The organism is Martelella sp. HB161492, from assembly GCF_013184775.1.
Taxonomy (GTDB): domain Bacteria; phylum Pseudomonadota; class Alphaproteobacteria; order Rhizobiales; family Rhizobiaceae; genus Martelella.
In genome coordinates, this window is the sequence record NZ_JAATVV010000002.1 from 166,050 (window position 1) to 186,579 (window position 20,530).

Below are 20,530 nucleotides of genomic sequence, written 5' to 3' on the forward strand. Positions count from 1 at the left end.
CTCACGAAAAATAGGGAACGACAACACCGACCAACCGGTCGCTGTCTGCTTCCGGCCAGTCCATTCCGCTTGCAGCATCGAGCGCATAGCTTGTGGCGCTGAAGGCAGCTGCCGGATAACCGACAATGGTTGCCGCATCATCTTCCGGCCAGTCGGTGGCCGTGTTCGGGGAAAGGCGATAGCCGATCAGCCCCCGCCCTGCGCGCAGAACAGAGGGAAATGGCCAGCGCTCAGACCAGCGCGGCGGAAACTTCGCCGTCATCGCGCTGCCCTGTCGCCTTCGATGATGGCACCAAGGCTGGTTCCGGCACGCACGAAAATGTTTTCCGTTTCCAGTGGCGAGAAGGAAGCACCCGGATAGGCTTGTTCGGACAGCGTGAAATAGCCATCCTCATTAGCTGCCGGCGGATCATCTGCGCCGACATAGACATGCACCGTGCGCCCGCCACGGATCTGCAACAGCACATCAGACCAGGTTGCGCCATCGGCGATCTTGACCCATGTGCTGCCGATATCTTTCTGAACAAAGGTTGTCATGCGCTTGCCCCTTCTGCAGCTGACGGCCAGATGATGCCGGCGATAATTGCCTGTGCCGCCGCCAGCGTTTCGGCCGAGGCAATATCGGCCTTGGCCTGAAGCCTGATCGCTTCGATAGCTGCACCCGTGGTGACCCATGCCAGATAGGCTGCATTGACGGCCGCGGCCACATCACCGATCGTTTCGCCGGTAATGCCCACTTCCGCTGCGAGCATGGGATAATCAGCTGTTACCGGATCTGAGGCCGCAAGCCAGGCCTTTGCCTGGGCGGCCTTCTCGGAATAGGCCATGGCCTGCCCGGCGCCGGGTGTGATGAAGTTTGCGCGTTCGGTTTCTGCCAGCCGATCAATCAATGCAGTGAGCTGCGTTTTGACAGTCGGAAGATCCACCGTCGCTGCGGCCGTGAATGTCCCGTCACTGGCTGCAATCATGCCCTCGACAACCGTCCCATCAACCTCAGCAAACGTAGCGGCCACATCCGGATGATACAGCGAAGAAATAAGCTCATCCGTTTCGATAATCTCGACAACCTTACCGTCATAAATCCGTGCATATCGTGTCATGATTTCACCACCTGATAAGAACAGCACCGGGTGCACCGCTTGATGCCCATGCCGAAGATGACCCATTGGCAATGACCGATCCGCCACCGCCGGGCCATGTTACGCTGCCGGCGCTCTGTGCTCCCTTGCCGCCGATAGGCCCGGCGCAATCGCCGCCGATTCCGGCAGCGGCATAGCCTGCAACACCATCAACGCCGGACTGGCCAACAAGGTTGATTGTGCCGCCCGCGCCTGATCCACCTGCGCCGCAATAGCCGCCGCTTGTGCCTCCGGTCCCGCCGGTCGCGGAAAGGTAGGCGCCAAAGCTGCTGGTGCCGCCAGAACTTCCACCGGCCGAGCCACTTGTTGCGCTTGAGCCACCGGCGCCGACCGTGACGGAAACGCTGCTGCCTGCCGTTAGCAACAGCCATTCGCAGGCATAGCCGCCACCGCCGCCGCCTTCTCCCTGCGCCCCGCCGCTATTCATCGCGCCACCACCGCCGCCGCCATAACATTCAACGAAATACCAGCGCGTTGCCGGAACAACGAAACTGTAGCTTCCGGCGGTGCCATAGCCCTGATAGCCATGCGCCAGACCGGACAGGGCAAAGACCTGGGCAAGCTGCGTCAGGTCATCGCCATCCGGCGTCAGCCCGGCGGCTTCAATCGCAGCGACGATTTCGCGTTGCGGATCTTCAATCGCCGCAGCCGGTGGAACAGACCCCTTTTGGGCCCCGGGCGTGTTGCGGTCGACATAGCTGGCATCGGGATCAGTCGAGCCATATGGCGGCTTGTATTCCATTATTCCTCGCTTTCGGTGGCAAGCACCGGAATGCTCCAGGCCGGAGCGAATTGTTTCAGCATGCATAGAAGACGTTCGGCGGCGCCGAGCGAGAACAGCGGATCGCTGCCAAGCTGGCTTTCGCCGACGCGGAAATAGTCGACCGCCAGATTGCGCACCGTCACGAACCAGTAGCGTTCTTCTGACAATGGCCCGAGCTCATGCTCGCCGCCGCATTCGGAAAATCCGCACTCAAACACCGCTGGCTCTTCGATGGTGATCTCAAAGCCATAGGTCTTGGCGAGCGCGATGAAATCGCCCGGTGTAATCACGGCAGCAGAAAGCAGCTTGGTTTCCAGTTCGCGCAGCCGTTCGGCCGTGGTGCCATTCCCAACGCCGCAGGGGCCCGGCAATCCGTAATCGGCTTCCCATTGGTCCAGCGTGACAGAGATGCCCTGCACCGTGCTTTCCGAAACAAGCGCGTAGGCCCGGGCATAGAGATCGATGAACGGCGACAAAAGCACGCGCGTGAATTTGGCGAGCGTTGTCGAAAGCGGCATGGCCTCGCCATCCGGTGTGCCCCAGGCTGCGCCCTGCGGCCAGAAGGAAAGCGCCGGCGTGATCAGCTCATCATTTTCCGGGGCCGTCAGGCTGTCCCATGGGGCGACCACGCGTGTTTCCCGGTTCTCCGAACCGTCATAACCAGTCGGCACCACCAGACCGAGATAGAGCCCGTCGTCGCCTTCCGGCCAGTCGGTGACCGCCTCCATGTCGACAGCAAAGCCGGTTGGCGAACCGCCAATCCGCTCGCTGGCGATCGTGGTGACGGTGTTAAAACCACTGTCACGCGCCATAGGTCACATCTCCGAGTACCGGAAAATTGCCGCCGGAAAGCAGGATATCGGCGGCAGGCGTCACCAGCTCATGCCGGGTCTCACCGGTTACCCCCGAAATCGCTTCCGAGATCCAGGAGCGAGACAGCGAGAACGGCTCAGCATCCGTGCCGGGTTTGCACTTGGCAATGAACATGGCGCTTATCGCGGTCGAGATTGCGGCCCGCACATCATCGGTATCATTTTCAAGCCCGTCGATTTCGATATCGACAGAATAGGCAACGGGGGCCGATGCAACACTGTCATCAGCCCGGATCAGCCTGCTATCATCTATTGCCGCCTGCACGACGGCCACGTCGGAAGCGAGCGGAATGTAATCGTCCCGGCCTTCGAACAGGAACAGCACCACAACGCTCGCCGTCCCGCCGGTCATCTGATAGGCCCATGCGGCCTTTACGCCGGAAACAGCAAGCACGATGCGCTCATAGTCGGTCAGCGTTCCGCCGCCGGGCGGGTTCTGCTTTCGCTGCAGACCGCGCGCGCGCAGGCTTTCCTTATCCTCAAGGTCAGCGCCGCCGCCGAGCCCATCGTCATCAACGGTGAAGGTCGATGACAGATCGGAATAGATGCCGCCATCGGAAAGCGCCAATATGCCGCCACTGTCACGGTTGCCGGTGCTTCCCTTCACTTCGGCACGCACGGCAAGAACAAGCGTTCCATCGCCTGCAGCCGTCGCCGCTGCCGTCGTCACATAGGTGACATTGCCGGAATAGAACCGGATACCGGCCGGATAGGTGGTTGAGGCCGTTCCCGTGCCGGTGATATTGCCGCTCGCACGGGTTGGCTGGTTGCGATAGATGCCAACTTCATAGCAATGCGCCTCAATCCAGCTGACAGCTGTTGCCGTGGACAGAAACATCTGCCTTGCAAGCCAGGCCATGCGCAATTCAAATTCATGCGCCAGCCCGGCAATCACCTTTCCGGTGATGGTGACGAAATTATTGGCGAGTGCGGAATCGGTCCCGGGCAGATATTGCCGGAAAGCGCCGCGCACGCGTGCCGAAATTTCGGCCAGCGTTCTTGTTGTCCATGCCATGAAAAATCACTCCAAACCGGAGGCCTGATCCCAGAGCAGCGCGAAACGCTGCGAATAGATGACGGAACCCGCGCGCCCATAAAGCGAAACGGAAAGGTCGAGCCGCCTTTTTTCCCGCGTAGCGGTGGCGCTCACATCGATCCTGCTGACCGCCTTTTGATCAAGCAGCGGCTGCAGGGCAGCCCGTGCATAGTCTTCTGCCGTTTGCTCGATACCGTCGACAAGCGCCGACCGGCGCAGCAGCCAGAGCCGCGAGCCGATCGCGGTTTCATCCTTGGCAAGGTCGAAGCCATCGCCAAACCAGCCGCGATTTTCATCACCGTCGCGAAGCTCGCTTTCATGCACGCGGGCATCAGTCATCAGACAGATAAGCACCTGTGTCGCAAGCCCCTGCTCTGCCTGAAAATCGCCCGGCGCTTCCGCATGGTCCAGGCCATTGACCACCAGGTCGGCAATCACACCATCAAAGACCAGATCCGGCGCGCGGTAGGTTTCGCCATCGTCACCGACAGGCACAATCCTCAGCATCATGCACCCCCGTCGCCATCACCATCGGTCACCGATCCGCCAAAGGTTCCGTTGCCGCTGGCGCCAATATTGCCGTTGACGGTCAGGTCACCATTCAGCGTCAGATTGCCGGTGATTTCGGCATCGCCTGTCAGCGTCCACTGACCGGCCGTGATCGTGATCGTTCGCCCTGCGACATCGACAACGATGCCGGAACCAATCACCTTGACGATATTGCCGGTGCTGTCATAAAGCGCAGCCCCGCCGGATGGCAGTGACGGGCGATGCTGGCCGCTTTCACCACCGATGATGAAGGCCTGTTCGGGATTGCCTCTGGGATAGACGACAATGGCCCGCGCTCCCTTCACCGGAACCGATGCAAAGCCATGCGGCTCTATCCGCAACAGATTGGTGAAGCCGTCATTATAGTGGCCCTGCCCGCTCATGAACTGGCGGCCGGACTGCACGGAAACATCGCCGTTTAGTGTGATCTGCCGAAGGTTCATCACCATTCACCCTGCGAACGCTTTTCAACGAATTCCGCCCAGTCGACAGACTTCGATTTTCCTTTTGCCTTCGCCTTGTAGGCCTTGCTGGTTTTACCGCGGGGATTTTCCCCGCCGAGCGCGCGCGGATCGCAAAGCGTCAGCAATGCCACGGTGCCATCGCTTGCCCCGTCCTGCCGCAGGATCGCCCGCTTGATCACCAGCTTGCCATCAACGCCAAGCCACTTGTCCTGCACCAGGATCATCCAGTTGCGGCGGAAGAGCTGGCCTGCATTGTCGCGCCAGCCAGTGACTGTCAGGTGCACTTCAAGCGCTTTGGCGGCATTGCGTTGCACGGTCCAGACGGCGCGTTCCTTGGCGCTTTCCGTCCCGGCATTACCATCAAATTTCAGGATCAGCGGCCGGCGGCGGTTCACCGTGTCATCTGTCGCCGTCGCCTGCTTTCGCTCGGCGGTAATGTCACCCGCTTCCGTTGTCTGCCCGCGAACAATCACCGGACTGTAGCGGCCCTGTTCCGTCAGCGTTGCATCAGCTCTTTCAATGTTGACACCCCATAAGCACCCACCGGAAAGCGTGCCTTCCTGTTTGGTTGTCAGCTTCAGCTTTCCCTCTGGCGTGTCATAGATCAGGATACCGCGACCGCGTGCCACGCGCTCGATGGCCGCGAACATCGTTTCACCGATTTCGAGCTTCACCTTTGCTTCGGTCGGAAATTCCTCATCGGCAACAATGCCGATATCAAGCGTATCAAATTCACGGGCAACGGCGTCGATCGTCTTGCCGATAACCTCGCCGCTTTCATGCTCAACCGAACATTCGGTCGCATCGACAGTCCGCGACACGATGGTGATATCGAGTGTTCGATTATCCTTGTCATGCCCGGGAACGATGTCGCGCAGATACCCTGTCAGCAACAGATCCGAACCGGCATAGACCTTGACCGCCGTGCCAGGCTCAAGGTCGAGCCCATCGCCCGGCGGCTTGCAGGATATCCGCACCTGGCTGACGGCCTCTTCGGCCGAGCTTTCGAACTCGAATGTCTTGATATCAAGATCGAGCCCTTCGAGCCTTACAGTCTCAAACATGTCAGCTTGCCAGTGCGTTGAAGGTTGTCGGCATCACCAGCGGCGTGCCACTGCCGGCGCCGTCCACAAGCTCTTGTGCCCGGGTCGGATCGCCATAGAGCTTATGCGCCAGCACGGAAGATGGCAGCGAAAGCGATGTCCTGACGGTCACCATCGGCGTGGCCGTCGCCGCCAGTTCGGAAACAATGCGTACCGACATGGCGATGACAGAAGCGAGCCAGGCATAGAGGTCATTGCCATCCACCCCCATGGCAGCAGCAACCGCAACACCGGTAACACCCGCATCGGAAATGCGCTGCCGCGCCGCCCGCGCCGAAGGCCGCGAACGCCAGTCAACACGCGGACCGCCGATCGCAAGTCCGAAGGATAGCAGAACCTGCATCACCGAAAGCGTATCGTCTGTTGCATCCGGATCGAGCTTGAGAGCGGCAAACTGCACTTCGGTCGAAACGCTTTCACCAATCACCTGCATGATCGAAAGCGCCTCTGCAGCCGCATCGTCTGAACCCAGTGCCGCCATTTCTTCAAGGCGCGCGGTGAGATCGCCAAGATCGTCGCTGTCGCTGACGATGGCCGAGGCCAACCCCGAGAGCCAGTCAATTAAGGTTTCGATATCGGCAGCCATCAGAACAGTCCCGAGAGGGCGGATTGTGCCGCCGAGAACCCGGCGGCTACGACAGAATCAAGATTGCCGAGCGAAAGCCCGAGCGTGGCCGAAACAGGTTGCGGCACATAGCTGATATCGAAGGCGATATAGCCCATGCGATCCTTCGCCCGTGAACGATAGTAGCGCTCAACCGTCGCCATCATCAGGCCATCGACAGGAAGGATCAGCGCCCCCTTCCCCGGCAAATCAAAGACGGCGCGAAGCGCGATCGCATATGTGCTGGAATCATCCCCGATCACATAGGCGGTGATATCGTGGCCGGGCGTTGTCAGGCCGAGTTCTTCCGTCTCGGAAACATAGCCCCCGGCAACCTCATGTTTTGCCAGCCGCTTGCCACCGGAGAGGCTTTCATAATCGACCCAGAACGGCACGCCATTGAAGCTGGCGCGCCGCAGGCTATCCGGCCAGTATCGCATCAATAGGCCCCTTCTGGTGCGTTATCCCGTGGCTTCATCGATTGCCCGGTGTTGACATTGGCCCTGCCACCATGACGCGCCGCCTTGCGCTCTGCGGCGCTCATCGCGCCTTCGACGGTCCGGCTGAAGCGCTGCGCTGCGCCATCAATGGCGCTAGCAGCATCAGCGCCCGCCCGGCGGATTGCATCGGCGCTGTCGCTGACAGATCGCCCGGCATCGGTTCCCGCTTCGCGGATCTTCTCGGCGCCGAGCTGCAGGGTATCATCCGGCGTGGCATGCCGGGCTGCTTTTCGCTGTTGCGGCGACATTTTCTGATCGGCCGGCGTGACCCCGATCCAGTCTTCCCATTGCCCCCAGACACCATTACTCGATGGCGATTCACCGTTGTCCGGGCCATGCCGGGCCGATGACCTTTGTTCTGGCGACATTGGCGGAACGACAATTTCGGGGGGCATAGGCATGGTTTGAACAGGCAGTGGTCTGCCCTCATTCCAATAGCGCTGCATCTGCTCTTGCCAGTCTTTGGTATCGCCAAAGGCAGCATGTTCCTGTTCCGTTAGGGAATTTTGAACATATCCGGCAACCCAACTGAGAATGTCAGTACCATTCGGAACCTTCAGCCACTCGTTAATGTCCCGGCCACGATACTGCCCTTGATATCCCCCCAGGATCGCCATTGCGATGGCTCTTTGGGATGGTTCTCCCCATCCTGGAGGCGGTACTTTCGCGGCTTCCTGTGCGGCAAATAGGTCATCCCCAGTCAGCCCAAGAGTCGCAATATATTTGTCCTGCGCCCTCTTGAAATCCAGCTGATCGCTTGCACCATTCAGAACCGGCGTTACGGCCTCTGCGAGGCCAGTCCCGACCTTATTGATGAACCGATCCCATTCGCTTTCCATCTTGTCGATAGAAGCCTGTGAATCCCCAAGCACCCGTTGAAGGTCGCGATCGACAGTCCCGGCAACATCGGGCGAGTTAGCAACATCGAGATAGGTCTGATAGCTGTCCTTCTTTTGCAGCAGCGATGTCATGCCGTCACGGAACTGCTTATCTGTGAAGAGCACAGGCATTTTGGTCATGTTGTCATCAAGTGCCGTTTCAGAAAGCTTGATAAAGGCTTCGATCGGATCAGCGCCCGCCTTCACAGCTGCATCCATTTGCTTGCGCAGATCAATGCCGAACTTCTTGAACGCCGTCACCGTCGTTTCGGAATACATCTTGCCGAAGATATCCGAAGCCTGCGTGGCCGCGCTTGATGCATCCCCCGTTGCTTCTCGAAGAGTTTGGAGAACAGACAGCAAATTGCCGAGCCCCTGCGTTCCTTCATAGCCAAGATTGGCAAATGCTGGCGCGAGGTTCGGAATAAACGAAGCCATGTCCTTCAGCTCAAATTGACCAGCCTTGCCCATCGCAGCCATGAGATCAAAGGCGTCGGCCATCTGCCCCGCAGAGATCTTTAAAGCAGAAGATGTTTTCAGGGCTGTGTTCGAAATATCTACAGCTTCAGCACCAGTTGCCTGCGTCGTTGCCAGAACAGCCGGCAGAAAGTTCATAGCTTCCTTCAGATCCATACCAGAGGCGGTTAACGTGTCGATAGCTTCCACGCCATCCTGAAAACTGAGTGCAACCCCCTTGGTCATTGACCTGATGGCGTCACCTGCGGCTTTTGTTTCTTCAGCAGTCGCACCTGCAGTGATGCCGATACGGTTCATCTGCCGCTCAACTTCTGCCGCATCCTTGATGACCTTCGCAGTGCCGACAGCTGCCAGAGCCGGCAAGAGCCCTCGCGTAAACATCACCCCGGCGCTCTGCGCGGCCTGGCCTGCACGGCTATAGGCTGCGTTAACCTGATTTGCCCGGCTGCTGACCATACCCAGCCTCTCCGCAATGCGTGAGAAGACACCAGAGGTGCGATCATAGGCCGTGATCTTCAGCCGTGCTTCAACTTCCTTGTTCGCCATGGCTCATATTCCGTTGAAATTCAGACCAGCGCTGCACCCAGAAAAGCATTTGGGAAATCGTCATTCGCTCGATGCGGCCTGTGTCCCATCCGAGCCTGAAGGCGAAGAAGTCTCCGACCCTGTCGAGGTCGGAACATCCGAAAAAAAACCGATGACACCCCGCTTCAGTTTCTTCGAATCCTGCGCAGATAGCTTTGCGATATGCTCGTATCCTGGCTCGACAATCAGGCGCTGAAGGTATTGGTCGATCGTTTCCCAATAGACAAGCTGGACAACACCGCCACCCTTTGCCGGCTGCCATTCAACCGGCTCACCGAGGCCGCTCATATAGATATCGGCATAGGTCGGTTCGCGGAGCACCACCTTGGCAAAGGTCTTGTCACCGGCCGGGTAGCTCTTGGAGAGTGGGACTGTAATCTCCCCCATCAGCTGTTATCCCGCTTGTAATTATCCGCATTCAGCGTGAGGCCGGTCACCTCGCCGGTCATCCGGTTCGCCTGCGGATCGCCCGTGAAGAATGCCCCGGTGAAATAATGCGCGACTGAGGTATGTTCTTCGATGATGGTGACGGACTCTGCATCGGCGAGCAGCAGAGCTTCAAAGTCCTGCCCGTCATCCTTGAAGGTCACTTCAGCCGTATTCGGCTTCGGTGTCAGAATGCGATCGGTGCTGCCATCCTGGTTGGTCTGCGTTTCAGACGAGATCCGCGAGGCCTTCAGGTTGAAGGTCCCGCGCATGGTCATCAGCACACCGCTGGACAACCTGACGCTCATACGCCCGGCAAATTTGCTCATCTCATAATTCCTTGAAAAGGCGGCGCCGCCTTAGCGGCCACCGTCAGACGATAAGGGAAAGGCTCAGTTGATCTGGCTGTAGATCTTCGCGACACCGGCGAAGATATCGAGCGGGTTCACGACATCGATCTTCAGCGATGCATTCACCCGGTTCGCATTCTCGCTGTCACGCGTGACAACCAGGTTTGACAGGAACGTCGCCGGGTTCTCGATCACGCCCGGCATGCCGGCGGCTGAATGGTAGAGCGTGGCCTTGATGTCCTTGACCGTCGAAATCGCATCGAGGTTGCCCGGGTTATCGTCAGCGATGGCTTTGTTTCCGTGTTCGGACGCAAGGTCAGCACGGAATTTCTTCAGCGCATAAGTGAGCTGATAGGGCACCTGAATGTCGCGGAAGGTCGTATCCGGAACATCATCCGTCGTCATGCCCTGCGTGATGATCTTGTCGATCGTCACATCGCCTGAACCATCGACCGTCAGCGTCGAGACACCATTCTTCAGCAGCACGTTGCGGGTCGCATAGTCCATCCAGTAGGCGCGGTCACGCGGGGCCGCCACATCCTGCACCACAAGGCCGGTCTGGTTGCGCGACACATCACCGGAGGAACCGCCGCCAAGCCATTCGGCAATCGTGCCGACGACGCAGGCCACCCGCAGATATTCCGGCGTGGCATTGCCGCCATTGGCAAGCATGGAAATATTCGTCACATGCCAGTTGTCCTGCAGCGCGGCCTTTGCCACCAGTTCAGCCGAGGTGCCGGTGAAGGGATAGAAGGCATGTCCATAGAGCTGCTGGGCATAGGACCAGCGGCCCGTATCTTCATTCAGAAAGTCCTTCAGCAGCGCGACATTGGCTGCATCGCCAAAGGCCGAAATGATGATTTCGAACATGTCATCATTCATCGCGGCGATGATGTCGGAGAGATCAGGTGCCCCGGCGCCCGCCGTGGTCGTGGCAAAGGTGAAGAGCCCGGAGAAGGCATTCACCCGGTCGAGAACCGGAACATAGACATCGATGTCCGTGGCATAGGTGCCCTTGTGGCGCGCCGTCAGCGTCACGACATTGGTTGCCGCCGTCGCGGTGAAAGGCAGCGAATAGCCCTTATATTCATCGTAGAAATCATTGGTCGCGGCGGCAAGCGCCGTCGCCAGATCATTGGCCGTCATGCCGGCCGAAAGCTCGACACTGACATTGTTGCCAGCAATCTGCAGCACGCCCTGCCCGCCAGCCGCAGGCGGTGTTCCGATCGTGATCGTGCGGATCTCGGCCGTGCCGCTATCGGCAACCCGGGCAAGATAGATCTGTTGCGTCGGAGCATTCCGCAGAAGGCCGATGAACATCGTTTCCAGCATCGAACCGCGACCGGCAAGATTGCGCGCTTCCGTCTTCGACGTGCAGAGCGCGATTTCGCCTTCGCCGAGCGAACCGGCCGCAAGCCCGTGTGCCAGGATAATGGCCTTGGTTTCAGAACTGAAGGCGCCGCCGGACTGCACATCAAAGGTGAAGAGCGGCGCGACAAGATTGGTCGGGATCGTCATTCCGTGGATCCTTTCGAGGTGGAGGCCTTGGCCGTCTTCACGGTGGCCTTGACGAGATCGCCGTCCTTGACGAGCCGGCTTTCATAGGGGTTGGCAAAGTTCACCGCGCGTCCCGCCTGCGGCCAGTCGGGCTGACGATAGGGCATGGGAATGCGCATGCCGTCACGCGGCACATAGAGATCGGCCATCAGGCCCTCCATCAGATGTTTGGATCAGGGATCGGTTGTAAGGCTGGCCTCGAAAGCCAGACCACTGCCGATATCGCCGTGGATCACCTCAAGCGGTGTCCGCGCATCGACTGTGAAATGTGAGGCGAGCGCTGCAAGCTTTTCCTTGGCATAGGAGTTTTCCGGCAGCGCATTGAAGACGGAAAGCAGCGGTTCCGGCAGACCGCCATTCTCAAGATCGAATTCATCATCCGCGATATCGCAGACGAATGTCAGCAATGTGCGGTGATAGCGCAGCCCGAGTTCCGGCGAGGCAAAAGCCTGTTCCCGAACCTCTGCCACCTGCTTGACCACCCGCCGCCAGGCAAGCCCGGCATTGCCATATTGCAGCAGGCAGCGCACCTGCGAACAGAGTGCGGCAAGCACAAGCCGGGCGTCGGTATCCGTCTGCGCCATATCGGCCGCATCGGCAAATTCGCCGTCCCCGTCCTGCGCCACCACAGCGAGCTCTGCAACGATTTCAAGCGTTGCACGCGCCGAAGTGTCCCCCATCGCTGCCGCCTCGCCCATGGAGGATGCATGGCTTTCCGAGGTGAAGAGCGCCAGCGTCGGCGTATAATCCCGCGTCCGGTCGAGATCTTCGAGCGCGATAGAGCGGCTGTCATAGACAAACTTCCCCGCAAGCGTCGGGAAAGCAATCGTCCCGGCATTCGCCGCCGTCGGGTTCAAAGCCTCCATAGCCGCCAGTCGCATTGCTTCAGCTGCCAGCACGTTCAACTTCCTTCATCAGAAACCAGGCAGGACGAGAGCCGCCATCCGCGATCTTTGCGGCAATCTTGTAGACCTCGCCGGTGGCATCAACGATCACCCGGTCATTGCGCTTCGGCTGGTAAGGCCAATCGGAAATGAGCGCCGTCAGGACGGCATCATAAGCGACGGATGGCCCTGCCTTCGGATCGGCAGGCTTATGCCTCGCGATGACCTCCATCGGCGGCTCAAGTTCGATACTGCCGACGAACGAAAAGGTTGCCCGGTCAGGATCATCCTGCGGAGGATGGTTTACCGTCAGGACCTTGGCACGCGGTTGAAGCGTCAGATCGACGGTATCGAAAATGCCCGCGCAGCTTTCTTCCGTCAGAGCTTCGACAGTCACCCAGTCAACCATATTGGCCGGCCTCAGGCAGAAAGCGCGGCGAGAGCGGCTTCAGCCGCTTCAAGGGCGGTCTTAGCAGCAGCCTTGCTGTCATCGTCAGTTGCGAGCTCGAGCGCGGCCTTGGCATCTTCAAGCGCCTTCTCAGCCTTCGCCTTTTCGGCAGCGGCCTTCTTTTCGGCCTTGGCCTTTTCGGCTGTAGCTTTCTTTTCGGCCTTGGCGGCATCCGTTTCAGTGACGGTGTCGACCTTATAGGCGAACTTGTCTTCGACCAGATGCTGACCATAAGCCGCCGGTACGGTCACAGCCTCATGGGGCGCAACGCTTTTATCTTTGCTTTCGCCGATCACGCTTGCGGGGATTTTGCCGCCATGCTTGAAGGCGATCCGCATGTTCTTGTCTGCCATTGGAATGTCCTTTCCGGTTGCCGAAACCAATCAGCCATTGATCTCGAAAACCGGAACCGGTCTGTTAACCGGTTCCGCTATTAGACTGATAATAAACGACGATATTAAAATCAGGTCAGCGTCAACTTGCGCAGCGTTTCCGGCATGGTGCAAATCGAAATCGCATTCATCTGGGCTTCATAGTCATAGCCCTTGCCGTTCAACATCTCGATTGCCTTCGAGTAAAACGGCAGGCCCATTGTGTTGACCGTTTCGTTGTAGTCTGCCGGCGCGAACCGCGTGATGTAGAGACCGGGAACGCCAGTCATGCAAACGCGGGCCTCATTAGCAGCGATATAGGCCGATCCGAGATTGGCCGTCGCCTTGGTGCCGGTTTTGTAGCGCTCCCATGTCGCCCCGCAGAATTCGAAGACATCCGGAACATCATTGCGCAGGACGGCAGCACCGGCATTGTACATGAAAGTTTCGCGAACGGACTTGTGCGTCCAGAGCGCCTTATGGAAATCCCGGCCGGTGAAGACATGAATGCCGTCATAGGGCTGATCGAGCGCATCCTCGATTGCGTAGCGGACATCCTGGAAGAGGTCCGACACGATGGTGGTGTCGACATCCAGTTCAAGCGAAACCGCTGCAGGAAGCGCAATGCCGAATGCCGAATAGAGATCCAGCAGCGTGCCGCCGGATTTCGAGGTCACGATACCCTTGATGGCGCCGACACGCTGATGCTCAAGCGTCATCGTCAGATCCTGACCATGGCGCCGGTCACGGGCGGCAAGGCGGCCTTCGATCGTTTCCGGTGTGTTATCGGTCCCGAAGGCGCGAACATTCTGCACCTCATCGGCCTTGATAGCATCGTCCCGCTGATAATGCGGAATCTTGATCGGAACGCCGTCGCGGTCTTCCTGATCCGTCGTCTCGCCAGGACCACCACGTTCGGTCGGGTCGACCAGACCAAGCTTTCCGTCCTGCCGTTCGATCGAAATCATAGTGGTGGTGACACCATCTTCCTCGAAGAGACCGAGAGCCGAGATCTGCCCCGGGCGATAGGGCTGGCGATTGATCGACGCTGTGCGCGTTTCAAGGCTGAAGGGGTCGCCGGTATAGGGATTCGGGTTCGACATGGTGTGTTCTCCTTACCGTGCCTTGATGCGGACAGCGGCAAGCTGTGTCAGCTTCGCCGTGCGCTTGGTGGTGTCATCGACGCTGTCATCAAAGATCAGCATCGGATCTTTGACCTCTGCGTCATTGGTGATGCAGGCAACATCGACATCCGCGTCGGTCGCATCGACCGTATAGCCGCAGATCGCAGTTGCCGTTTCCGCACCTTCAATGCCGGTAGTCTCGGCATCCGGCGCCGGTGCATATTTCCCCGAAGCCGTGATCTTGCCGATCGCGGTTCCGGCTTCGACGATGCCGCTGCCCGCGGCAATCGTCAGCACTTCGCGCGAACGCCTGCCGTTCGCTTCGGACAGGACAAAGCCCAGGGCACGGGCCTTTTCGGTGACTGGCGCCATGATCAGGCCCCCTTGTTGACTGCGGCGCGACGGCTATAGACCGTTGCCGGGTTGAGATCATCGTTGGCCTCAGCGGGCTTGCCGCCTGCAACCGGCTTTGCCAGCCCGGACGGATCAGCCGCCCGTTGCTGTTCATAGCTTTTCGGGGCGCCCACCTTGTCGCCCTTCGGCGCCGTCGCCATCAGCGCAATGGCTGCATCAGCCGACATGTCGGTGTCGAAAGCCAGGTGACTTGCCATCGCGCTGCGGCCATCGGCCTCAGCACTGGTGGTGATGGCCTTGATACGGGCTTTGGCAGCATCGGCCGCTTCCTTCCGCATCGCGGCCATATCCGCATCGGCGGCGGGTTTTGCTGCGCCGGGCGGTGTCTTGTCGTCAGACATATGACGGTCCTTTTCATTGGCGGCCGGATCAGCCGCCGGTTCAACATTGGACGCTCCCGCGCCCGGCTCTCCCTGCAAAAGGGAATCGTTGATCGCACCGGACGTGACCGCCCGGTGGATGACTTCCAGAAAACCTGCCATGATCAGCCCTTGTTGATTGCCTTGACGAAGGCGTCGAAGGCCTGCGTCGGATCCCCGATCGCATCGATCAGCCCGCGCTCAAGTGCTTCGCGGGCGGTGAATGCCTCAGCTTCAGTCGCCAGAACCTTGGCCTTTGTGGTGCGACCGCGACGGCCCTGCCCGACGATCTCTGCGAAACGGTCGCGCATGAGATCAGCTTCAGCCTGCCACTTGTCCTGCACATCTTGCGGAAGAGGCTCATAAGGATTTCCATTGGCCTTCTTGGTGCCGGAACGAATGATCGTGACCGCAACGCCTTCCTTCTCCAGGTAACCGCTGTAGTCGGCATGCAGCATGATCACGCCAACCGAACCCGCACCGCCGAATTCCGGCGCCACAACTTCCCGGCACTGGCTGACCTGGGCAAAGGCTGCAGAGAATGCAAAATCCGTCAGAATGCCGATCGTCGGTTTGACCTTCGAAAGCGCTGCGATCATCCGCGCAGTCTCAAAGCAACCGGCAACTTCGCCGCCAAAACTGTCGACCTCGAAAACAACACCCTTCACGCGGTCGTCCCGTGTCGCCAGAGCGATCTGTGTCTGCAGCCCCTCATAAGAGGTTACCCCGGAAGACTGACCAATGAATGTCCCCTTGTGTACGAGGGTTCCCTCGATCGGGATAACGGCGACACCATTCTGAACGAAGAGTTTGGCGCCAGCCCAGATGGACTCTCGCTGGGCAAAGGAATCGCCAAGCCTGCCGGCGGAAGGCCTGCCGTTTTCAAAGGCCGTGTGATGAACGGCATTGCCACCATTCACGATGACAACATCGCTCCCGGAAATCCTTCCTCCGAGGCCGAGAACAAAGTCTTCAGCCTTCCGCTCATCATAGGCGAGCGGTGTATTGAACAGCCGCTGCGCGATGTGCCCCATGGCAATCGACATATTTTAGCTCCTGATCAGAACCGCAACGACCAGCGTCGACCGACGCGGCGTGTGCCGTTCTTCACCGCACATGCGGTCTCGAGGCGGGCGATTTCCTGTTCGAGATCGGAAATCGATGTGGTCGCAAGCTTAATGCGACGCTTGCCAACCGGTGACTGAATTTCGCTTTCTTCGACCGCCTCACCGGCAATCCGCTTCAACCGGACAGCGCGCAGCGCGCTTGCCATCGCGCACGGATCATCAATGTCGACAGCAGTGCCGTTGATTTTAACTGTTGCCATTGGTGGCGCTCCCGCTATCGGAACCACTGGTGGCATCAGCCTTTGGCGTGCCGGTATTGCGGTCAAAGGGTGATGTCATGCCAGCAGCCTTGTAGCGTTCGTGCCAGCGCTTGCGGCTTTCGAAGACCTCTTCAGGGTCGTAGCCAATCTCGGCGCATTCTGCCTCTACCGTAGATGTGCCGTTCTGCAGGCGCTCAGTCGCGGCATCTGCCCGCTTCTTGTCGTCTGCTGTTGGCTTGGATGGTCCAAAACAAAGCGCCCACTGCACTGCGTCCCGATTCGCCCGATAGGCCTCATATCCGCCCTTGAAGGGAATGCGCTCTTCCCCAATTTCCTCATCCAGCCAGGCACCATAGGGCACCAGCATATGAGGTGCTGCTATCCGATCGGTGCGCCGCTGCGAAATCGGCCAGAGCGCCGAATTTTCCATCATCGTCGAGGCATAGGTTGCTCTGGTATAGTCGAGCGTATAGCCGCCATATGACATGCCGAGTGCCCGGGCTGTTTCCCGATGCATCGCGGCCATGAAGTCGGAGTATTGAGCACCGGGCGCGGAGAGCTGCTTGAAGTCCAGGCTTTCGCCCGGCGCAAGCTGCGATACACCGGCCCCGGCCCCAAGCTTGATTTCGCTTTCAGCCGCCCGTTCAAGCTGGGCGCCGAAGTAGTTTGCAAAATCCGCGGCAATATCGGCGGCGTTCTCGGCGCCCGTATCCTTCAACGCTTCCAGGGCCTCAAAGGCTTCAGCCGATGGCTTGTCGCTGGTCAGGATGATCGAATAGATCGTCTGCAGAAAGAACAGCTGTGCGGTGGCATCATCGACATTTTCGGCGAGAAGATACTTGCGAAATGTCGGCGTCAGCGGCGAGACGCCGCGCACATCCTCTGCACTGAAGGGGTCAAAGGCATGCATGACAAGCTGCCTGCCCTCGCTGTCACGCGCCGGATAGTCGACCTTTACGGTCATGCCATCGCGCTCTTCCTGAACACGATAGGCAATCGGCCGGCCGAACGCATCGTGAATGATGCCCTGATACAGCCCCTCAAATTTCGATGTGTCCTGCACCAGCCTGTGCGGTGAGAACAGCAGAAACTTGGTTCCCGTTCTCGTCCCCGCCAGCCGCTGGCTTCGCGGAAGGTACTGGATCACGCCGAGGCTTTCGCCGAAGGCAAGCCAGTTGCGAATGCCCGCGTCGGTGAGCTGTGGCAAGGTGAACTTCGCCCGGTAATCACACTCAAGCGGGTTCCATGCCCAGACCTTGAAGCGATCCTTGATCAGCTTGATCAGGTCCATCGCTTCCTTGTCGTCATAGCCAAACGCCCGAAGATCGGGTTTCGGATTGAGCGACAATTCAACGCCAACCGTATCGGCAATGATCTGATCAGCCGCACCACGCAGGCGGCCGGAATTTTGCAGCATGTCCATCGCAAGGCCAGCCGCCCGGGTCCAGACGCGGCGGACCTCATCGCGGTGTTCCCGCAACGAGGCGGGACGGGAGGCAATCACGCCGGATTGCGTGTCCCGCATATAGCTACCCTGCGCACTTCCGGCCTTCACGCGGATGCGCGGCTTTGCCGGTGCAATGCTCAGACTTTCCGTTTGCGCCATCGGTTTTCTTTTTTCGGCTTTGCGGCGGCGGCCGGTTCTGGCTGCGCCTTGTTTTCTATTTTCGGTGCAGCGGCAACCTGTACAGGCGCCGGTGAAAAAAGATCGGCAACGGGCGCACCTTCAAGCTTACGCCTCAAGGCAGCCCAGTCAGCCGGAGAGTTGGACGACAGGCCCATATGTTCTGCCATGGCCATTGCGTAGATCCGGCAATCAAGCCAGTGATTGTCCGCACGCCGTGGCTTCCATTCCTCGTAGAGCTTGCCGCGTCTGATCTCATGGACGAAATATTCGCCCGTGATCTGCTGGAAATATTCTTCGCCGAGTTCCGTGTGGAAATGGCAGTAACCAGGCGGGTCGCATGGCTCACCGGCAGATAGTCCGGGCTTGTGAAGGTTTCCGTAGAACTCGCCCTTCAGTGACCATGTTCCAACCGGCCACGACATGGTCGAGCCAAAGCGCTTGCGTTTGCCCCGCCTTGTGACGGATTTGCGTTGCGGCTGCGATATCGCCGGAATGCCACGGCCGCCAACACCCTTCACCGCATAGGTATCGGCATGTCTGCGACACCATTCCAGAACTGCATTGGTGTTGAAACCGGAGTCGACGGCGAAGGCATCGAAGCGGCGAAGAACCCCGTTCGCATCGGGAAATTCCATGTACAGGAACTTCTCAAGTTCAAGCCATGCGCCGGCACTCGGATTATCTGTTGCCCCCTTGAAGTAGAGAGCCTCGACACACCAGCTCTGCCGATCTTCTGAAAAGGCAACGGCCTCGGCATAGATGCCGTGCCCCTGCACGTCGGCAGCACCAGTAAAGACAAGCCCACCGGCCGGGATGGTCGCTTTCGGATACCCCTCGCGGCGCTCCATGAGCCGCACGTGGTCGGGCGCATTTCCCTTCATCAGGTAAGGCAGCGCCAGCACCAGATTGCTGTAGTCCTTCGCGCCAGTCTCGCCCTTGCCTTCAGAACTCAGCTTGTCCTCAGCGATGGCACCGTATGACATCATCAGCGACATGAAAGCATCGACATGAAAGCCCGGATGCCGGTCCGGTTCCGTGAAAGTCGGAATATAGCGCCCCTGCTTTACCGCGATGACGCGTTCTGATTCTGAAATCTCATGCGTGCAGCTGATGCAGCGCATGCGCGATTTATGCGGATGCTCCCGGTCAATGATCAGGTTGACATCCTGTTGAACCTGCTCCGTTCCGCACTCAGGACAGCGGATATACCAGAACCGTTGATCTGATCGCCGGAACGAGCGGTCAATACGGCAGTGCCCCGGTCCGTCTCCAAGCTCATCGCCGCTGTCAAGTTCTGGCGTTGATAGCTCAAGGATCTTGTAGTTCTTCATCCGCCGGAAAGCGGTGAAGCGGCCGAAGAACAGCGTTTCCGGGTCTGAACCATCCGGGTAAAGCTCCCATTTTGAGAGCTCATCCTTGACACCATAACGGCATGTCTTGCCGGAAAGATCCTTTTTGGTGTTGGCATTCCCGAGATAGATATAGGTCTCTGTGCCAATCTTTTTGGTGTAGGTCGAAGAGTTCGCCAGATCGACAATGCGTTTTTCTGTCTTGCGCTGCCAGGCCTCAATCATCGGGTTGAACTTGCCGGTGTTCAGATCCTGCAGGAGGTCTATGCCTGGCGCTGCATAAAGCGCGTTGTCAGGGCACATCTCAGCGAGATACAGCATCCATGACATGGCAAGGATGGAAACGCCCGTCTGCTGCCCCTTGCGCACAGTTACCAGATTGCACGGGTGTTCCTGACTAAGGCATTCGGCAATCTCAACCAGATAGGGCGCATCTGCTGCGGACCACATATCTCCCTTTTTGTTGCCATCCACCAGGACGATGTTTTTCCCGATCCACTCATGAAACGAGACAGGCGGAATGGGCCTGATCGCTTCGGCGAGGTTCGAATAGACCAGCCGAAACGCGCTCGGATGCGCATTCATCCCTCATCTTCCTCAAACATCGGATCTTCGGCCGGCGCTGCCTCTGCCAGTTTTCCAAGGCGATCAGCGATACTGTTGCCGAATTCATCGGCGATCTTGCGCAACGCGATACGCGCACCATGTGCCCCTTCCTTGGAAACCGCGATCGCAACATCATCCGCCCGGTTCTGCAGCTTCCGCAGTATCTGCTGAATGTCGCTACCGGCCTGCCGGATCGCCTCGCCCATCAGGTCAGCCCGAACAAGCTGGCCGATTGCTTCCTGATGGCGGATCTTCTCGCGCCCGACCTTCAGCCATTCGGACTGGCGCCGTGCTTCCTCGAAACTGTCTTTGACGCGAAGCCCGCCTTCAGCGGCACCACTGTCCGCAACGGGTTCTTCCGCAAGGGTGCGGATCGGGGCTTTGGTCTTTGCCGGGTTCGAATGACGCGAACGGAATTCGTCGTAGTGGGCGAGCGACACCCGCATCACCCGTCCCTGCCCGTCGCGCTCGATCGGTGTGTCAGGCTTGGCCTCAGCCAACTTTTTGACGGCCTTTGAAACCGCCATCTTCGACACGCCATCACGTTCAGCGATCGCGGCGATCGTCCACATGATCAGCGGTGTGTCGTTCACGGTGTAAACCCTCTGTGTAAACCGTATAAACCCCGTAAACCCAAAAATCGGACCCCATTTTCGGACGGCGCCCCGGGGTCGCCTCGGCCCGTCGTCGGGCCTCGATTTCTACGGTCCCTAAACCC

The 20,530-nt window shown here is 59.0% G+C and carries 27 protein-coding genes; all 27 read right to left on the minus strand.

The annotated features are described in order from the left end of the window. Position 1 precedes the first annotated feature (1 nt). Positions 2-262 carry a hypothetical protein gene (locus HCK86_RS03545; RefSeq protein WP_176083108.1) on the minus strand — a complete coding sequence of 87 codons (261 nt, stop codon included), beginning with the start codon at positions 260-262 and terminating at the stop codon, positions 2-4. Next, positions 259-537: a hypothetical protein gene (locus HCK86_RS03550; protein WP_176083109.1), complete on the minus strand. Its 279-nt coding sequence runs from the start codon at positions 535-537 to the stop codon at positions 259-261. The genes HCK86_RS03545 and HCK86_RS03550 overlap by 4 nt, the downstream gene beginning before the upstream one ends. After that, positions 534-1,100 (minus strand): hypothetical protein, encoded by a 567-nt coding sequence (locus HCK86_RS03555; RefSeq protein WP_176083110.1) that lies wholly within the window; start codon positions 1,098-1,100, stop codon positions 534-536. Before HCK86_RS03555 ends, HCK86_RS03550 begins: the two co-directional genes overlap by 4 nt. A gap of 4 nt (positions 1,101-1,104) precedes the next feature. Further along, complete coding sequence (locus HCK86_RS24175) at positions 1,105-1,881, minus strand: hypothetical protein (protein ID WP_176083111.1); 777 nt, start codon at positions 1,879-1,881, stop codon at positions 1,105-1,107. Then, a complete protein-coding gene (locus tag HCK86_RS03565; RefSeq protein WP_176083112.1) occupies positions 1,881-2,714 on the minus strand; it encodes a DUF2313 domain-containing protein in 834 nt (277 codons plus the stop codon). Before HCK86_RS03565 ends, HCK86_RS24175 begins: the two co-directional genes overlap by 1 nt. Further along, entirely contained in the window at positions 2,704-3,789 is a 1,086-nt protein-coding gene (locus HCK86_RS03570; RefSeq protein WP_176083113.1) for a baseplate J/gp47 family protein, read from the minus strand. The genes HCK86_RS03565 and HCK86_RS03570 overlap by 11 nt, the downstream gene beginning before the upstream one ends. A 6-nt stretch (positions 3,790-3,795) precedes the next feature. Further along, positions 3,796-4,320, minus strand: a complete 525-nt coding sequence (locus tag HCK86_RS03575) for a phage GP46 family protein (protein ID WP_246739444.1) — start codon at positions 4,318-4,320, stop codon at positions 3,796-3,798. Then, a complete protein-coding gene (locus tag HCK86_RS03580; RefSeq protein WP_176083114.1) occupies positions 4,317-4,802 on the minus strand; it encodes a phage baseplate assembly protein in 486 nt (161 codons plus the stop codon). The genes HCK86_RS03575 and HCK86_RS03580 overlap by 4 nt, the downstream gene beginning before the upstream one ends. Continuing rightward, positions 4,802-5,887, minus strand: a complete 1,086-nt coding sequence (locus tag HCK86_RS03585; RefSeq protein WP_176083115.1) for a hypothetical protein — start codon at positions 5,885-5,887, stop codon at positions 4,802-4,804. Before HCK86_RS03585 ends, HCK86_RS03580 begins: the two co-directional genes overlap by 1 nt. A gap of 1 nt (position 5,888) precedes the next feature. Further along, entirely contained in the window at positions 5,889-6,512 is a 624-nt protein-coding gene (locus HCK86_RS03590) for a hypothetical protein (protein ID WP_176083116.1), read from the minus strand. Continuing rightward, on the minus strand, positions 6,512-6,970 hold the full coding sequence (locus tag HCK86_RS03595) for a DNA circularization N-terminal domain-containing protein (RefSeq protein ID WP_176083117.1): 459 nt from the start codon (positions 6,968-6,970) through the stop codon (positions 6,512-6,514). The genes HCK86_RS03590 and HCK86_RS03595 overlap by 1 nt, the downstream gene beginning before the upstream one ends. Next, a complete protein-coding gene (locus HCK86_RS03600; RefSeq protein ID WP_176083118.1) occupies positions 6,970-8,931 on the minus strand; it encodes a phage tail tape measure protein in 1,962 nt (653 codons plus the stop codon). Before HCK86_RS03600 ends, HCK86_RS03595 begins: the two co-directional genes overlap by 1 nt. Positions 8,932-8,991: 60 nt before the next feature. Continuing rightward, on the minus strand, positions 8,992-9,357 hold the full coding sequence (locus HCK86_RS03605) for a hypothetical protein (protein WP_176083119.1): 366 nt from the start codon (positions 9,355-9,357) through the stop codon (positions 8,992-8,994). Continuing rightward, a complete protein-coding gene (locus HCK86_RS03610; protein ID WP_176083120.1) occupies positions 9,357-9,725 on the minus strand; it encodes a phage tail tube protein in 369 nt (122 codons plus the stop codon). Before HCK86_RS03610 ends, HCK86_RS03605 begins: the two co-directional genes overlap by 1 nt. A gap of 63 nt (positions 9,726-9,788) precedes the next feature. Beyond that, the gene (locus HCK86_RS03615; protein WP_176083121.1) at positions 9,789-11,264 is read right to left on the minus strand and encodes a phage tail sheath subtilisin-like domain-containing protein; all 1,476 of its coding nucleotides are present in this window, start codon (positions 11,262-11,264) and stop codon (positions 9,789-9,791) included. Further along, entirely contained in the window at positions 11,261-11,452 is a 192-nt protein-coding gene (locus tag HCK86_RS03620; RefSeq protein WP_176083122.1) for a hypothetical protein, read from the minus strand. Before HCK86_RS03620 ends, HCK86_RS03615 begins: the two co-directional genes overlap by 4 nt. A 24-nt stretch (positions 11,453-11,476) precedes the next feature. Further along, a complete protein-coding gene (locus HCK86_RS03625; RefSeq protein ID WP_176083123.1) occupies positions 11,477-12,202 on the minus strand; it encodes a hypothetical protein in 726 nt (241 codons plus the stop codon). Then, positions 12,189-12,596: a hypothetical protein gene (locus HCK86_RS03630; RefSeq protein ID WP_176083124.1), complete on the minus strand. Its 408-nt coding sequence runs from the start codon at positions 12,594-12,596 to the stop codon at positions 12,189-12,191. The genes HCK86_RS03625 and HCK86_RS03630 overlap by 14 nt, the downstream gene beginning before the upstream one ends. 11 nt (positions 12,597-12,607) lie before the next feature. Next, a complete protein-coding gene (locus tag HCK86_RS03635; protein ID WP_176083125.1) occupies positions 12,608-12,988 on the minus strand; it encodes a hypothetical protein in 381 nt (126 codons plus the stop codon). Positions 12,989-13,098: 110 nt separating this feature from the next. Then, positions 13,099-14,109 carry a major capsid protein gene (locus tag HCK86_RS03640; protein WP_176083126.1) on the minus strand — a complete coding sequence of 337 codons (1,011 nt, stop codon included), beginning with the start codon at positions 14,107-14,109 and terminating at the stop codon, positions 13,099-13,101. Positions 14,110-14,121: 12 nt separating this feature from the next. Beyond that, on the minus strand, positions 14,122-14,502 hold the full coding sequence (locus HCK86_RS03645; RefSeq protein ID WP_176083127.1) for a head decoration protein: 381 nt from the start codon (positions 14,500-14,502) through the stop codon (positions 14,122-14,124). A gap of 2 nt (positions 14,503-14,504) precedes the next feature. Beyond that, positions 14,505-15,026: a hypothetical protein gene (locus HCK86_RS03650; RefSeq protein ID WP_176083128.1), complete on the minus strand. Its 522-nt coding sequence runs from the start codon at positions 15,024-15,026 to the stop codon at positions 14,505-14,507. Between the two features lie 2 nt (positions 15,027-15,028). After that, positions 15,029-15,949: a S49 family peptidase gene (locus HCK86_RS03655; protein ID WP_176083129.1), complete on the minus strand. Its 921-nt coding sequence runs from the start codon at positions 15,947-15,949 to the stop codon at positions 15,029-15,031. 14 nt (positions 15,950-15,963) lie between these two features. Then, a complete protein-coding gene (locus tag HCK86_RS03660) occupies positions 15,964-16,230 on the minus strand; it encodes a hypothetical protein (RefSeq protein WP_176083130.1) in 267 nt (88 codons plus the stop codon). Then, positions 16,217-17,836 carry a phage portal protein gene (locus HCK86_RS03665; protein WP_176083131.1) on the minus strand — a complete coding sequence of 540 codons (1,620 nt, stop codon included), beginning with the start codon at positions 17,834-17,836 and terminating at the stop codon, positions 16,217-16,219. Before HCK86_RS03665 ends, HCK86_RS03660 begins: the two co-directional genes overlap by 14 nt. Then, on the minus strand, positions 17,815-19,791 hold the full coding sequence (locus tag HCK86_RS03670; protein WP_176083132.1) for a terminase gpA endonuclease subunit: 1,977 nt from the start codon (positions 19,789-19,791) through the stop codon (positions 17,815-17,817). Before HCK86_RS03670 ends, HCK86_RS03665 begins: the two co-directional genes overlap by 22 nt. Continuing rightward, positions 19,788-20,405, minus strand: a complete 618-nt coding sequence (locus HCK86_RS03675; RefSeq protein ID WP_176083133.1) for a hypothetical protein — start codon at positions 20,403-20,405, stop codon at positions 19,788-19,790. The genes HCK86_RS03670 and HCK86_RS03675 overlap by 4 nt, the downstream gene beginning before the upstream one ends. Positions 20,406-20,530: the final 125 nt, after the last annotated feature.

What these genes read in the sequence shown, in the direction of transcription:
- HCK86_RS03570 (WP_176083113.1), bottom strand. Translation starts at nt 3,789, where the DNA reads ATGGCATGGACAACAAGAACGCTGGCCGAAATTTCGGCACGCGTGCGC.
- HCK86_RS03545 (WP_176083108.1), bottom strand. Translation starts at nt 262, where the DNA reads ATGACGGCGAAGTTTCCGCCGCGCTGGTCTGAGCGCTGGCCATTTCCC.
- HCK86_RS03635 (WP_176083125.1), bottom strand. Translation starts at nt 12,988, where the DNA reads ATGGCAGACAAGAACATGCGGATCGCCTTCAAGCATGGCGGCAAAATC.
- HCK86_RS03575 (WP_246739444.1), bottom strand. Translation starts at nt 4,320, where the DNA reads ATGATGCTGAGGATTGTGCCTGTCGGTGACGATGGCGAAACCTACCGC.
- HCK86_RS03610 (WP_176083120.1), bottom strand. Translation starts at nt 9,725, where the DNA reads ATGAGCAAATTTGCCGGGCGTATGAGCGTCAGGTTGTCCAGCGGTGTG.
- HCK86_RS03565 (WP_176083112.1), bottom strand. Translation starts at nt 2,714, where the DNA reads ATGGCGCGTGACAGTGGTTTTAACACCGTCACCACGATCGCCAGCGAG.
- HCK86_RS03620 (WP_176083122.1), bottom strand. Translation starts at nt 11,452, where the DNA reads ATGGCCGATCTCTATGTGCCGCGTGACGGCATGCGCATTCCCATGCCC.
- HCK86_RS03630 (WP_176083124.1), bottom strand. Translation starts at nt 12,596, where the DNA reads ATGGTTGACTGGGTGACTGTCGAAGCTCTGACGGAAGAAAGCTGCGCG.
- HCK86_RS03645 (WP_176083127.1), bottom strand. Translation starts at nt 14,502, where the DNA reads ATGGCGCCAGTCACCGAAAAGGCCCGTGCCCTGGGCTTTGTCCTGTCC.
- HCK86_RS03585 (WP_176083115.1), bottom strand. Translation starts at nt 5,887, where the DNA reads ATGTTTGAGACTGTAAGGCTCGAAGGGCTCGATCTTGATATCAAGACA.
- HCK86_RS03640 (WP_176083126.1), bottom strand. Translation starts at nt 14,109, where the DNA reads ATGTCGAACCCGAATCCCTATACCGGCGACCCCTTCAGCCTTGAAACG.
- HCK86_RS03650 (WP_176083128.1), bottom strand. Translation starts at nt 15,026, where the DNA reads ATGGCAGGTTTTCTGGAAGTCATCCACCGGGCGGTCACGTCCGGTGCG.
- HCK86_RS03555 (WP_176083110.1), bottom strand. Translation starts at nt 1,100, where the DNA reads ATGACACGATATGCACGGATTTATGACGGTAAGGTTGTCGAGATTATC.
- HCK86_RS03615 (WP_176083121.1), bottom strand. Translation starts at nt 11,264, where the DNA reads ATGACGATCCCGACCAATCTTGTCGCGCCGCTCTTCACCTTTGATGTG.
- HCK86_RS03550 (WP_176083109.1), bottom strand. Translation starts at nt 537, where the DNA reads ATGACAACCTTTGTTCAGAAAGATATCGGCAGCACATGGGTCAAGATC.
- HCK86_RS24175 (WP_176083111.1), bottom strand. Translation starts at nt 1,881, where the DNA reads ATGGAATACAAGCCGCCATATGGCTCGACTGATCCCGATGCCAGCTAT.
- HCK86_RS03595 (WP_176083117.1), bottom strand. Translation starts at nt 6,970, where the DNA reads ATGCGATACTGGCCGGATAGCCTGCGGCGCGCCAGCTTCAATGGCGTG.
- HCK86_RS03605 (WP_176083119.1), bottom strand. Translation starts at nt 9,357, where the DNA reads ATGGGGGAGATTACAGTCCCACTCTCCAAGAGCTACCCGGCCGGTGAC.
- HCK86_RS03655 (WP_176083129.1), bottom strand. Translation starts at nt 15,949, where the DNA reads ATGTCGATTGCCATGGGGCACATCGCGCAGCGGCTGTTCAATACACCG.
- HCK86_RS03670 (WP_176083132.1), bottom strand. Translation starts at nt 19,791, where the DNA reads ATGAATGCGCATCCGAGCGCGTTTCGGCTGGTCTATTCGAACCTCGCC.
- HCK86_RS03590 (WP_176083116.1), bottom strand. Translation starts at nt 6,512, where the DNA reads ATGGCTGCCGATATCGAAACCTTAATTGACTGGCTCTCGGGGTTGGCC.
- HCK86_RS03580 (WP_176083114.1), bottom strand. Translation starts at nt 4,802, where the DNA reads ATGAACCTTCGGCAGATCACACTAAACGGCGATGTTTCCGTGCAGTCC.
- HCK86_RS03600 (WP_176083118.1), bottom strand. Translation starts at nt 8,931, where the DNA reads ATGGCGAACAAGGAAGTTGAAGCACGGCTGAAGATCACGGCCTATGAT.
- HCK86_RS03665 (WP_176083131.1), bottom strand. Translation starts at nt 17,836, where the DNA reads ATGGCGCAAACGGAAAGTCTGAGCATTGCACCGGCAAAGCCGCGCATC.
- HCK86_RS03660 (WP_176083130.1), bottom strand. Translation starts at nt 16,230, where the DNA reads ATGGCAACAGTTAAAATCAACGGCACTGCTGTCGACATTGATGATCCG.